Below are 12,466 nucleotides of genomic sequence, written 5' to 3'. Positions count from 1 at the left end.
ACCGACCGACTCACCGGAGCCTTCCATGAACCTTTCCACTCACACCGTCCTCGTCACCGGGGCCGGCCGGGGTCTTGGCCGGGCGCCATGACGCAGAAGGCCAGCGTGCTGATCTGCGACGATCAGGAGCTGATGCGGGCCGGCCTCCGCATGGTCGTGGACGGCCAGCCGGACCTCACGGTCGTCGGCGAGGCCGGGGACGGCGAGACGGCAGTGGCGCAGGCGCTCACCCTGCGCCCGGACCTCGTCCTCATGGAGGTACGGCTGCCTTGCCTGGACGGCATCTCGGCGACCGAGCAGGTTCGGGCCGCGTTGCCCCGGACGCAGGTACTGGCCCTCACCATGTGCGACCGCGACGAGTACGTCTACGCCTCGCTGCGTGCGGGAGCGAGCGGCTTCCTCGTCAAAGACGCGCCGACCGCCGAGCTGCTCGTGGCCATCCGCAGCGTCCTGCGCGGCGACAAGGTCATCGCCCCCTCGGTGACGCGGCGGCTGATCGACCGCTACATCACAGGTGCCCTCGCTCCGCTCACCGACGCAACGCTCGACGTGCTCTCCGACCGCGAGCGCGAGGTGCTGAGCCTGGTGGCCCGCGGGCTGAACAACGCGGAGATCGCCGGGAAGCTGTTCCTCGGCGAGACCACGGTCAAAACCCACGTGGCCAGGATCCTCACCAAGCTGCGCCTTCGCGACCGGATTCAGGCCGTCGTCATGGCCTACGAGAGCGGACTGGTTCGTCCTGGCGGGTGACCCCGTCGGGCGCTCGGGATGGTTTCCGACGACCCAGACGCTCCCTAGGTTTCGGACATGTCGATCATGCGCGAGTTCCTTCGCCGCCCCCGGCTCACCGGCGCCGTCGCCCCCCAGTTCAGCGACACTGGCGCAGGCCATGACCGCCGGCCTGGATCTGGAACACGGCGACGCCGTGGTGGAGTTGGGGTCCGGCACGGTGCGATCACCGAGGCGATACGGCGACGGCCGGCACCGGGGACACGGCTGGTCGCGGTCGAGCTCAACCCCGTCTTCGCCCGCCGGCTCGCGGACCGGTGCCGGGACAGCACCGTCGAGGTGGTCCACGGTTCCGCCGAGGACCTGCCGGCGCTCGTCCCCCATCCGGTCGACGCCGTCGTGTCCGGTCTGCCGTGGACCGTCATGCCGCACGGCGGCAGCGTCGGATCCTCGACGCGGTGACCGGCGTACTGCGCGCGGACGGCCGGTTCAGCACCTTCGCCTACGTCCACGCGGCCTGGACTCCCCCGGCCCGCCGGTTCGCGGCCGAGCCGGCGACGCGGTTCTCCAGCGTGGAGCGCAGCCGGGTCGTCTGGCCGAATCTCCCCCCGGCGTACGTGCACCGCGCGTTCACGCCGGCCCACGCAACCCTTCCCACCCCGCTCGAACACTTCAGAACCGGAGCACACCATGACGCAGCACGGCATGTTCAGCATCGAGACCGTGGCGCCGAAGATCCGCCGCGTTACTTTCACGAATGCGCCCGTGAACGTCGTCGGCGCGGACACTGTCATCCAACTGATCACTGTCGTCGATGAGTTGAGCAGAGACGAGAAGGTCCAGGTCGTCGTCTTCGACAGCGGTACGCCCGGATATTTCTTCAACCACGCCGATCTCGGCCAGGTGCCCGAACTCCTGGCGTTGAACGCCGCGGACGGGACCCCGACGTGGGTCGAACTCGTCACCAGGCTGAGCAGCGCCCCCTTCATCAGCATCGCCTCCATCCGCGGGCGTACGCGGGGCGGGGGCGACGAGATCACCCTGGCCTTCGACCTGCGCTACGCCAGCCTCGAGGAGGCGGTCTTCTGCCAGCCCGAGGTCGCGATCGGCATTGTCCCTGGCGGTGGCGGCAGTGACCGTCTGGCCCGGCTGCTGGGACGGGACCGCGCGCTCGAAGCGGTCCTCACCAGCGAGGACTACGACGCCGAGCGCGCCGAGAAGTACGGATGGGTGACCCGGGCCGTCCCCGACGCCGAGCTCGATGACCTCGTCAACGGCGTGGCAGCGCGCATCGCGTCCTTCGACAGGGCGTCCGTCCTGGGCGCGAAGGCACAGATCAACCGGTCGACTCTGCCGCCGGTGGCCGACCTGCGCGCGTCCTGGGCGGAGTTCGCCGAGTCGGTCAACTGGCCGGGATTCCAGGCGCGCGTGCCGCAGCTGGGCAAGGCCATCGCCGAGGTCGGTCTCGATGAGATCGAGCGGAACCTCGGCTATTACGCCGGGCTCATCAACCAGCAGGCATAGCGGCCGACGGCGCACCGCCCTGGCGCCCCAACGGCGGTGCGCCCAGCAACCGACTCCGACCACATCCTCGGGAAACCAGGGGTACGTCAGCCCGAGTGCGTTGATCTGGATCACCAGCGCGCACACGCTGGTGGTGGCCAGTCTGGTGCTGTCGGCCGGCACGCTGGGCAACCTCTTCGGCCGCAAGCGGATGTTCTGCGTCGGTGTGGTGGTCATGGTCGCGGGAGGGCTGCTCGCCGCGACCGCCGACACCACCGCCGTGGTGAGCGCCGCGCAGCTGATCTCCGGCCTCGGCGGCGCACTGATCCTGCGTCCTCGCACGGCCATTTAAGGGAGGTCTTCCCCGTGGGGTGCCTGCGGCCGGCGGTCCGCGCCCATGCGACGAGCCCGTTCTCGCGAGCCTGCCGGAGCCGAATGCGGGCGGCAGATTCCGGGAGCCGCACACGGGGGAACCGTGCGCAGTGGACAGAGCGCAGGGGCGGGCCCGATCAGTTGGCCGACGTGTTCCGTGTCATCTCGGCCGCCTCGGTGATGGCGCGTTGTCTGAGATCGCCGAACAGCTGCATCGTGACGGCGGCCAGGACGTCACCCCCGCCAACAGTGCGCCCGTCCCCGCAGCGGGTGGACAGGGCGAGGAGCGGATCCTTGAGCAGCGGGGCCGGGGCCGGCTCGCCCGGCACCACCAGACTGACCGTCCCGAACCGCTTGACCCCGCCCTCGCGGACGACCTTGGCCGCGTCCCGGGCCAGGGCCGTCAGGAACACGCTCGCGATTCCGTCCAGGTCGCGGACCATCGCCGGGACGGCCCTCACCCGCCGGCTCCCCAGCAGCCTTCTCACCCCGGCCTCGAACCGGTGGGCGCCGGCCACACCACTCGGTGTACGCGCCCCGCGGCGCTCACGAAGAGACACGAGCGCACCATCGGCGTTGCGCATCTCGCCCATCAGGCCGTGGAAGGTCGGGCTGTGCAGGTACCACGCCGATCCCACCTCCACCTCGACGTTCCGGTCGATCGCCGAGATGAGGTCCTTGGGAGTCAGCCTCGTCCTGGCCTCCTCGGCCGCCGCGCTTCTCGCGCCGTCGATGATCTCCGTCAGCACGGTCCGCGTCACCGACGCGGCGGCCCACGCGGCCGGCCGGGAGACGTGCAACGAGGTCACGTCCCTGAACACCGCTTTGACGAGCTGAGGCTTGAACGGCAGGTCGGTCACGGCGGAAGCGGTCTGCGGACCGCTGCGCCCGGTGCGTAGGAGTTGTGTGGTCATCGAAGAATGTGCTTTCTGCTGTCGGAGGTGTCAGTGGCCCCTGCCGCACCGGGCGGCGAGACCACAGAGCTCTGCGGAGGGCGCCGAGCCGGCGCAGGGCCTGCCGGGCGGGGGCCGCCGCCACACAGAGGTGCAGGCGGCCCCGCCCGGATTCTCGGCGTTCCGGCGACCGGGCGTGCGGCAGGGGGTGCCACCCGGGCGACGCGCTGTGGTGCGGCGCCGTGCCGGTCAGGCGACCTGGTACCTGCCGACTTCCAGGAAGCGGCGCAGTGCATCGGGTGTGTTGTCGTCGAGTGCGGCGTTGGCTGCCGCGCGCAGGGCCGGGCTGATGGACGGGTCGGCGAGGATGCGGGCGATGGCAACGCGGTCGTCCTCGGCCTGGGCGATCCGGTAGCCCGTCTCCAGCCAGGCGCGCATCGCGTCGGAGTCGTTGGCGTCCAGGAGGGCGTTGACCTCGGCGATGACGCGCCGGCCGCTGTCCGGGTCGGCGAGGATCCGGACTATGGCCACCCTCAGGTCATCGGCGTCCGGCTCGGCCGCGGACGAGGACACCGCGGGCACCGTCACCGCGGTCGGTGCCGCCGTGGCGGCGAAGGACGGCGTGGCGAGCAGGAGGGCCGGGGCGAGGATGCCCGCGGCAATGCCGGGCGCTACGTGATGCAGTCGCAAGGGGAATGCTCCTCTTCGTGGGCTACGGAGGTGAGTTGAGGACGCCTCAGGGCGTTCACTTCGGTGATGCTGCCACCTGGGTCTGACAGTGGCAGTTGCCCCGCTGCGGTCGCAGGGCACCCGTCGCCGCGGACGTGGCCGGTGTTTCATGGCGGCGCGCCTTCGAGAAGGGCATTCACGGCCGGCCCGCACAGCGGCACCACGTTCGACATCATGAGCAGCGTGGGAGTGGCGATCCTCATGATCGCGGGCGTGCCGGTGACGATGGACCGCCTCCCGCGACTGCGCCGCCTGGCCAAACCGGTCGTCGCCGTGGGCACCATGTCCCTGACCGCCTACGTCGGCCACTTCGTCGTGCAGTCCTGGCTGTCCGAGCTCGGGGTCGGGCCCGGCACCGAGCAGTCCTGGGTGCCGCTGCTCATGTTCGTCCTCGGGGCGATCGTGTTCGCCGCGATCTGGTCCCGCTTCTTCCGCCGCGGGCCCCGTCCGTGGCCCGTCGGCAGCGGACTGACCTTCCCACCCACTGAGGCTCGCCCCGCTGCCAGGGGAGCCTCAGGAGCAGTTTTGACAGGCCAGGACCTCTGCTACCTCCCACCGACGGGCCATATATAAAAGATCTTGTATCTTGGTACACTCTAGTCGATATATACAGGAGGGCACCCATGAGTCGTACCGTGATCGACCTCGACGACGAGGCCTTGGAAGAAGCGGCCAAGGAACTCGGCACCACCACCAAGCGCGAGACCGTCAACACCGCGCTGCGGGAAGTAACGGCCCGTTATAGGCGTCTGCGCGCGCTCGACGAAGCCCGCGAGCTGGTGACCGACGGCGCACTGGACATGGACCTTCTCCTGGACAAGAGCAAGTACCGGCCCACGAGCACAGCCGACGCCGCCTCCGACACCGGAGCGTATGAGTGACCGTCGCCGATTACCTCATCGACACCTCCGCGCTCGCCCGCGTCCTGCTCCGCCAGAACACGGCCGACTGGGATGACAGGATCGGCGCCGGCCTCGTCGCGATCTGCGACATCACCGAACTCGAGGTCCTCTACTCAGCCCGTTCGGCCGCAGACCGTACGCGCGTGAAGGCGGCGCTCGACGCCCACTACGTCTGGTGCCCCATGCCGGACGGCGTCTACCGCCGCTCCCGTGTCGTCCAGGAACAGCTGACCGCCAAGGGTGAGCACCGCAGCGCGGGCCCCGTGGACCTCCTAGTGGCTGCCGCCGCCGAGGAAGCGGGGCTCACACTGCTTCACTGCGACCACGACTTCGACACCATCGCCCGCACCACGGGACAGCCGGTCCGCACGATCGACCTCAGGCAGTAGAGCCTCCACAGCCGCCCAGTCGGCGACGAGGAACGGGAGTGGCCCGTCGCAACGGGGCACTCGCCGTCGAACTCGCGAGCAGCGGATTCAGTCCGACGAGCCCGAGTTGACGTTCCGGCACCTGAGAGGCGACGTTCCACAGGGGAAAGACCTGCACAGGTGGGGCGGGTGGGACGCGAACCCACGGCCGACGGATCATGAGTCCTTCGGGGATCTTGGCGGCACTTGAGTTTCTACGCTGATCCATGACGTTCTAGCAGGTCAGATGGGGCGATGTCGGCCGACGGCGGACGCCGACCGCACACCTGGGGGCTCCTCGTAATCCGCACGCCCGGGACCAGCCGAGCGGCCGTGTCCCCCGGCCGACGCAGTGGTGTACTGCCTTCCGTGACCGGATCGAGGCGACGTCGCGGTGCCAGCGGTCGTCGGTCAGCAGCCCCACCGCCCGAGAGGTGAGATCAGTGGGGCTCACCAGCCGGACGTGGATCATCTCCATGCGCCACCTCCCTCGTTCACCGACGGAGCCGCCGCGGCACCAGGGTGCCGCCCGAGCGCCGGAGCTCTCCCGTCCGTGTCCGGCCGACTCCAGTAAGTAATGCCCGGCCGAGGGAGGTCGGCAAGCCGAGTGTGCTGCTCGGACTCCGGCACCCCCGGGCGCCTTCAGTGGCTTCCGGCGCGCCAGGATCACCCGACTGGCCGATAGTGGACGCAGGGGAAACCTCATTCCGAGACTTCGGAGCAGCCATGGACCGCTACCCTCCCATCGCCGAACACGGCCTGGTGGGCGACCTGCAGACAGCCGCGCTCGTCTCCTCGCAGGGTGTCGTGGACTGGTTCGCCGCTCCCCGGTGCGACTCGCCCAGCGTCTTCGCCGCTCTGCTCGACCACGACGGCGGCGGGTACATGCGGCTGGCTCCCGAACACCCGGACCTGACGTGCAAGCAGCTCTACTACCCCGACACGGCCATTCTGGTGACCCGGTTCATGTCGCCGGACGGGGTGGGTGAAGTGGTCGACTTCATGCCTCCGGACCGAACCCGCACCGCCACCGACCGGCACACCCTGATACGCGTCGTACGGGCCGTGCGTGGCACCGTCGACTTCACGCTCGAGTGCCGGCCGCGCTTCGACTACGGCCGGGCCGAGCACCGGCTGGAACTCGGCGGGAACACCGGCCTGTTCCGGTCCCCGGGCATGGACGCGCATCTACAGACCTCTTTCCCGCTGGAGCGGGACGGCCAGGACGTACGCGGCAGGGTGACGCTGAGCGCCGGCGAGTCGGGAGGCGCCGAGTTCACCGTCTGCGCGTCCGGCGGGGAGGCACCCGCGCCTCTCACGGTCGACGGGCTCACCGCACAGGTCGATGACACCGGCCTCTTCTGGCAGGACTGGCTGCGCCAGTCCCGCTACCGGGGCCGCTGGCCCGAGCTGGTGCACCGTTCGGTCATCACCCTCAAGCTCCTCACCTACGCCCCCACCGGCGCCCTCATCGCGGCGGCCACCATGGGCCTGCCCGAGCAGGTCGGCGGAGAGCGCAACTGGGACTACCGGTTCACCTGGGTACGCGACGGCGCGCTGTCCGTGCGGGCCATGCTGGACCTCGGCTTCGTCGAGGAGGCCACCGCCTTCGTCCACTGGCTCGTCGACAGGCTGCACGAGCGCGAGGGTAAAGAGGACGAGCCGCTCCAGACGATGTACCGGATCGACGGCAACCCCGACCTGCCGGAGGAGACACTCGAACACTTCGAGGGCTACCGCGGCTCCTACCCCGTCCGCATCGGCAACGGCGCCGCCGACCAGCTCCAGCTGGACATCTACGGCGAGGCCCTCTACGCCGTGTCCCAGGGCCGCGAGATCGCGCAGCAGAACACTTACCGGGGATGGAAGACGATGGCCAGGCTGCTGGACTGGCTCGCCGACCACTGGGACCGACCGGACGAGGGCATCTGGGAGACCCGCGGCGGCCGCCAGGACTTCACCTACAGCCGGGTGATGTGCTGGGTCGCCTTCGACCACGGGCTGAGCCTGGCCGAGGACTTCCGCAGGCCCGCCGACGTGGTGAAGTGGCGTAGCGCCAGGGACGCCATCTTCGAGCAGGTCATGGACCGCGGCTGGAGCGAGAACGAACGCGCCTTCGTCCAGCACTACGGAGGAGACGTCCTGGACGCCTCCCTCCTGCTCATGCCGAGGGTCGGCTTCATCGCCCCGAGGGATCCGGCCTGGCTTTCCACCCTCGACGCGATGGACCGCAAGCTCGTCTCCGACAGTCTCGTCTACCGCTACGACCCGGCGGCGTCGCCGGACGGGCTGCGCGGCTCGGAGGGCACCTTCAGTCTGTGCACCTTCCTCTACGTCGACGCGCTGGCCCGGGCGGGGCGGCTGTCCCAGGCCCGCTACACCTTCGAGAAGATGCAGACCTACGCCAACCACGTCGGGCTCTTCGCCGAGGAGGTCGGTCCGAGCGGGGAGCAACTGGGCAACTTCCCCCAGGCGTTCACCCACCTGTCGCTCATCATGGCGGCCACCACCCTCGACCGGGCGCTCGACGCGGAGCACGGGCGCTGACCCATGGTCACCCATGGCCGTCCGGCCGAACCACCACGGCTGACCAAGGACGAGTTCGGCGTGCTGTACCGGCGCCTGCTCTCGCGCGCCGCCTGGGCCTCGGGCGAGCGGGGGGCTCTGGACGCGCTCACTCCCGCCCGGGTGCTGGCCGCCGCCCGCGAGGTGCGGACCGGCCGGACGGTGACGCTCGCCGCGCCGGTGGAGACGATGCCCGGCCCGGACAATCCGGAGCCCGCGAAACACCGGATGAGCGGGCGGCCAGGCGAAGGGGCCTCCAGTGGACTGCACTTCGCGCGGGACAGCTTCGCGATGAACGTGCACGGCGACGCCGACAGCCATCTCGACGCCTTGTGCCACGTGATCTACGACGGCACCCTGCACGGCGGCGTTTCCGCCAGCAGCGTCACGGCGGGCGGGGCCACGGCGCTCTCCCTCGATGCGGTGCGTGACGGGATCGTGGGACGCGGAGTGCTGCTGGACGTTCCGCGGCTGCGCGGGGTGCCCTGGCTCGAACCGGGTGATCACGTGACCGCCGATGACCTCGCCGCGGCCGAGACAGCCCAGCACGCGCCCGTGGGAGAGGGCGACCTCCTCTTCATCCGGGTCGGCCACCGCCGACGCCGCACCGAACTGGGAGCGTGGCACGCGGCACGTGAGCGCGCCGGGCTCCACCCGTCGGCGCTGGAGTTCCTGGCGGACCGGCGGGTCGCCGTGCTCGGTGGTGACGGGAACAACGACACGGCCCCGAGTTCCACCGAGGGTGTCGACTTCCCCGTGCATGTGCTGGCGGTCCACGCCATGGGCCTTCATCTGCTGGACTACCTTCAGTTCGAGGACCTGGCGCCGCTCTGCGAGGCGGAGAAACGCTGGTCCTTCCTCTGCGTGATCGCGCCACTGAGGCTGCCGGACGCCACCGGCTCACCGGTCAACCCGATCGCCGTCCTCTGACGCATCGGACCCCGGGCCGGCTCAGACCTCACGAGGCAGCACGGTGTGCTCCAGCGGCTCCCCGGCGTCGTAACGCAGCAGTTGGGTGCGGATCAGCCGTAGAGCCCGTGGCAGGAAGGCCGAGCTGTTGCCTCCGACATGAGGGCTGATCAGCGTGTTGGGCGCGTGCCAGAGCGGATGCCCGGCCGGCAGCGGCTCGGGGTCGGTGACGTCGAGGGCCGTGCTCAGCCGTCCCGTCCTGAGTTCGGCGAGCAGCGCGTCGGTCTCCACCACCGCGCCCCTGGACACGTTGACCAGCAGGGCGCCATCCGGCAGGAGAGCGAGAAAGTCCGCGTCGACCATGCCGCGGGTGTCGTCGGTGAGCGGGACGGTGAGCACCACGATGTCGGCGCGGGGCAGGAGTTCGGGCAGATCGGAGAGGGCGTGGACGGGGCCGCGCGCGGCGGTGCGGGCAGTCCGGGCGACCCGCAGGATGTCGCACTCGAAGGGGGTGAACCGGTCCTCGGCGGCGGCGGCGATGGAGCCGTATCCCACGAGCAGAACGGTGCGGTCGGCCAGCGCCGGGTGGAAGCCGGACTGCCATTGCTCGGTGTCCTGGGCACGGACGAAGCCGGGGATTCCGCGCAGCGACGCGAGGGCGAGTGTCACGGCCAGCTCTGCGGTGCTGGCATCGTGCACTCCCTTGGCGTTACAGAGCACGACGCCGGCGGGAATGTGCTTCACAAGTTCGTCGACACCGGCGGACAGGGACTGGACGACGCGCAGCCGCGGCATGCGCGGCAGCAGCGCCGCCGCGACGTCCGTGCGGCCGTAGGGGATGACGAAGAACTCCACCTCCGCCAGGCTCTCGTCGGCGGGCGGATCGCCTGTGCCCTCCCACACCGCCACGGGCAGGCCCCCGGGCAGGCCGCCGATCCGTGAGGGCGGGTACGGAAGCAGAAACCTGGCGGCACCCGGATCGGCAGGACGGCCCATCGGACTCATGATACAAATCTAGATGAATACCCTCAAAGCGCCTGAGTGGGCCCGGCTGCCCGTGTCGCTGCCGGCGCGAGCGCACGGCGGCGATCTCCCGAGGCATCTCGACTCCCGCAGCGGACACCGCAGCTCGCCCAGGGCCCCGATGGCCTCGGAGGTTCACCATGGCCACAACCGATCCGGCACCCCCGGTCGTGGTGGTCATGGGGGTCTCGGGTTCGGGGAAGTCCACCGTGGGGCGGCTGCTCGCACAGCGGCTCGCGGTCCCCTTTCTGGAAGCGGACGACGTCCACCCGGCCGCGAACCGCGCCAAGATGGCCGCAGGCCGGCCGCTCGACGACCAGGATCGTGGGCCGTGGCTGCTGTCCATCGCCGACCGGATCCGCGAGGCGACCGACGACGGGCGGGGCGGGGTGATGGCCTGCTCGGCCCTCAAGCGCGAGTACCGGGATCTGTTCCGCAGCGCAGGCGCGGGCACGTGGTTCTTGTATCTGGCTCTCGACCGGGATACCGCCGCCCGGAGGGTCGCAGGCCGGGTGGACCATTTCATGCCCGCCCGGCTGGTGGACTCCCAGTACGCCGCTCTCGAACCCCTGCGTCCGAACGAGCCCGGCCTGACCGTCGACGCGGCCGCCGACCCGCAGACGATCGCCGACAAGGCGGCGCACGCCGTACGGGAGATCAGGTGACCGCGCACCTGTCCGGCTCCCGGGTCGCTCCTGCCCCACCCACCCGTTACGGTGAAATTTGGACCTAAATGTTCCGATTGTCGAGTGCCTGTCCGGAGCGACGCGGCGCAGCGGCCCCCTCCGGGCGGGCACTACGGCCAGGACAGCCGACGACTCCTAGAACGGGACCCTCTCATGGCCGACGATCAGCACTACGACGTCATCGTCATCGGTACGGGAGCGGGCGGCGGAACGCTCGCCCACCGGCTGGCCCCCACCGGCAAACGGATCCTGATACTGGAGCGCGGCGGCTACCTGCCGCGGGAGCGGGACAACTGGGACTCCACCGCCGTCTTCGTCAAGGGCAAGTACCGTGCCCCGGAGTTCTGGTACGACAAGCACGGCAAGGAGTTCCCGCCGGAGGTCAACTACTACGTCGGGGGCAACACCAAGTTCTACGGCGCCGCGCTCTTCCGGCTCCGTCCCGAGGACTTCGGCGAACTGCGCCACCACAACGGCGTCTCTCCAGCCTGGCCGATCCACTACGACGACCTGGAGCCGTACTACACCGAGGCCGAGCACCTCTACCTGGTGCACGGCCGGCACGGCGAGGACCCCACCGGAGGGCCAACCAGCGCGCAGTACGCCTACCCGCCGGTCGAGCACGAGGCGCGTATCCAGCAGCTCAGCGACGATCTCGGCAAGGTGGGCCTGCACCCCTTCCACCTGCCGATCGGCGTGAACCTCGTCCAGGACGAGCACGGCCGGGCCACCCACGACAGCGTCTGCATCCGCTGCGACCGGGTGGACGGATTCCCCTGTCTGGTGGGCGCGAAGTCCGACGCGCAGGTGATCTGCGTCGACCCGGCGCTGAAGCATGACAACGTCACGATGGTGACCGGCGCCAACGTGCGGCGCCTGGAGACCGACCCCACCGGACGCACCGTCACCAAAGTAGTCGCCGAGCTCGACAACGGAACGACCGAGGAATTCAGCGCCGACATCGTGGTGGTCGCCGCCGGCGCGGTCAACTCCGCCGTGCTGCTGCTGCGTTCGGCCAACGACAAGCACCCCGGCGGCCTGGCCAACAGTTCGGACGTGGTGGGACGCCACTACATGCGGCACAACAACCTGGCGCTGATGGCAGTGTCGAAGGAGCCCAACCCGACCCGGTTCCAGAAGACCCTGGCGCTGAACGACTGGTATCTCGGCGCGGACGACTGGGACTACCCGCTCGGCGGCATCCAGATGCTCGGCAAGTCGGACGCCGACCAGATCCACGGCGAGGCACCGCGCTGGGCCGGTGCCGTCACACCCGACATGCCCTTCGAGGTACTCGCCCACCACGCCGTCGACTTCTGGCTGTGCGGGGAAGACCTTCCGCTGCCCGAGAGCCGCGTCACCCTCGACAAGGACGACGCCATCCACCTGGCTCTCGACGAGAAGAACAACACCGCCGGACTCAAGCGCCTCCAGCACAAGCTGCGGGGCATGCTCGGTCACCTGGGCATGCACGAGCACCACCTGCTGGACCACAGCATCTACCTGCACAAGGGCATGCCGATCGGTGCCACCGCCCACCAGGCCGGCACCGTGCGGTTCGGCGACGACCCGAAGAGTTCGGCCCTCGACGTCTACTGCAAAGCCCACGACCTCGACAACCTCTATGTCGTGGACACCAGCTTCTTCCCCAGCATCGGCGCGGTGAACCCGTCGCTGACCGCCATCGCCAACGCCCTGCGGGTCGGCGACCACATCGCCGCCCGGCTGAACTGACCGGCGGCTCTCTC

Annotated in this window: 13 protein-coding genes and 1 pseudogene; 11 read left to right on the top strand and 3 right to left on the bottom strand. The window is 69.9% G+C overall.

Annotated elements, in window-relative coordinates; translation table 11 throughout:
* Positions 1–87: 87 nt before the first annotated feature.
* The 4 genes from OHS71_RS27785 to OHS71_RS27770 all read left to right on the top strand — a co-directional run bounded on the left by OHS71_RS27785 (position 88) and on the right by OHS71_RS27770 (position 2,584).
* Complete coding sequence (locus OHS71_RS27785) at positions 88–750, top strand: response regulator transcription factor (protein ID WP_328482045.1); 663 nt, start codon at positions 88–90, stop codon at positions 748–750.
* Positions 751–807: 57 nt separating this feature from the next.
* Complete coding sequence (locus OHS71_RS27780) at positions 808–1,191, top strand: class I SAM-dependent methyltransferase (RefSeq protein ID WP_328482044.1); 384 nt, start codon at positions 808–810, stop codon at positions 1,189–1,191.
* A 228-nt stretch (positions 1,192–1,419) separates the two neighbouring features.
* Positions 1,420–2,253 carry an enoyl-CoA hydratase/isomerase family protein gene (locus OHS71_RS27775; RefSeq protein ID WP_328482043.1) on the top strand — a complete coding sequence of 278 codons (834 nt, stop codon included), beginning with the start codon at positions 1,420–1,422 and terminating at the stop codon, positions 2,251–2,253.
* Positions 2,198–2,584, top strand: coding sequence for an MFS transporter (locus OHS71_RS27770; protein ID WP_328482042.1), 387 nt, complete (start codon positions 2,198–2,200; stop codon positions 2,582–2,584). Before OHS71_RS27775 ends, OHS71_RS27770 begins: the two co-directional genes overlap by 56 nt.
* A gap of 157 nt (positions 2,585–2,741) precedes the next feature.
* Here the strand turns inward: OHS71_RS27770 and OHS71_RS27765 are convergent, their stop codons facing one another.
* Positions 2,742–3,518 (bottom strand): hypothetical protein, encoded by a 777-nt coding sequence (locus OHS71_RS27765; RefSeq protein ID WP_328482041.1) that lies wholly within the window; start codon positions 3,516–3,518, stop codon positions 2,742–2,744.
* Between the two features lie 228 nt (positions 3,519–3,746).
* Complete coding sequence (locus OHS71_RS27760; protein ID WP_328482040.1) at positions 3,747–4,187, bottom strand: hypothetical protein; 441 nt, start codon at positions 4,185–4,187, stop codon at positions 3,747–3,749.
* A 177-nt stretch (positions 4,188–4,364) separates the two neighbouring features.
* Between OHS71_RS27760 and OHS71_RS27755 the strand changes: the two are divergent.
* From OHS71_RS27755 to OHS71_RS27735, 5 genes and pseudogenes are all read left to right on the top strand, one after another.
* Positions 4,365–4,670 (top strand): annotated as a pseudogene (locus OHS71_RS27755) (DUF418 domain-containing protein); the annotation flags it as partial.
* Between the two features lie 179 nt (positions 4,671–4,849).
* Positions 4,850–5,107 (top strand): type II toxin-antitoxin system VapB family antitoxin, encoded by a 258-nt coding sequence (locus OHS71_RS27750; RefSeq protein ID WP_328482039.1) that lies wholly within the window; start codon positions 4,850–4,852, stop codon positions 5,105–5,107.
* Positions 5,104–5,517 carry a PIN domain nuclease gene (locus tag OHS71_RS27745; protein WP_328482038.1) on the top strand — a complete coding sequence of 138 codons (414 nt, stop codon included), beginning with the start codon at positions 5,104–5,106 and terminating at the stop codon, positions 5,515–5,517. Before OHS71_RS27750 ends, OHS71_RS27745 begins: the two co-directional genes overlap by 4 nt.
* 744 nt (positions 5,518–6,261) lie before the next feature.
* Positions 6,262–8,082 carry a glycoside hydrolase family 15 protein gene (locus OHS71_RS27740; RefSeq protein ID WP_328482037.1) on the top strand — a complete coding sequence of 607 codons (1,821 nt, stop codon included), beginning with the start codon at positions 6,262–6,264 and terminating at the stop codon, positions 8,080–8,082.
* Between the two features lie 3 nt (positions 8,083–8,085).
* Entirely contained in the window at positions 8,086–9,030 is a 945-nt protein-coding gene (locus OHS71_RS27735; RefSeq protein WP_328482036.1) for a cyclase family protein, read from the top strand.
* A 21-nt stretch (positions 9,031–9,051) separates the two neighbouring features.
* Here the strand turns inward: OHS71_RS27735 and OHS71_RS27730 are convergent, their stop codons facing one another.
* Positions 9,052–10,014 (bottom strand): 2-hydroxyacid dehydrogenase, encoded by a 963-nt coding sequence (locus tag OHS71_RS27730; RefSeq protein WP_328482035.1) that lies wholly within the window; start codon positions 10,012–10,014, stop codon positions 9,052–9,054.
* A gap of 158 nt (positions 10,015–10,172) precedes the next feature.
* Here OHS71_RS27730 and OHS71_RS27725 point away from each other — a divergent pair, with 158 nt between their 5' ends.
* Complete coding sequence (locus tag OHS71_RS27725) at positions 10,173–10,697, top strand: gluconokinase (protein ID WP_328482034.1); 525 nt, start codon at positions 10,173–10,175, stop codon at positions 10,695–10,697.
* A 174-nt stretch (positions 10,698–10,871) separates the two neighbouring features.
* Positions 10,872–12,452 carry a GMC family oxidoreductase gene (locus OHS71_RS27720; protein ID WP_328482033.1) on the top strand — a complete coding sequence of 527 codons (1,581 nt, stop codon included), beginning with the start codon at positions 10,872–10,874 and terminating at the stop codon, positions 12,450–12,452.
* Positions 12,453–12,466 lie beyond the last annotated feature (14 nt).

The organism is Streptomyces sp. NBC_00377, assembly GCF_036075115.1.
Taxonomy (GTDB): domain Bacteria; phylum Actinomycetota; class Actinomycetes; order Streptomycetales; family Streptomycetaceae; genus Streptomyces.
Note: the sequence above shows the minus strand (reverse complement) of the source record. Positions and strands in the feature narration are given on the sequence as shown.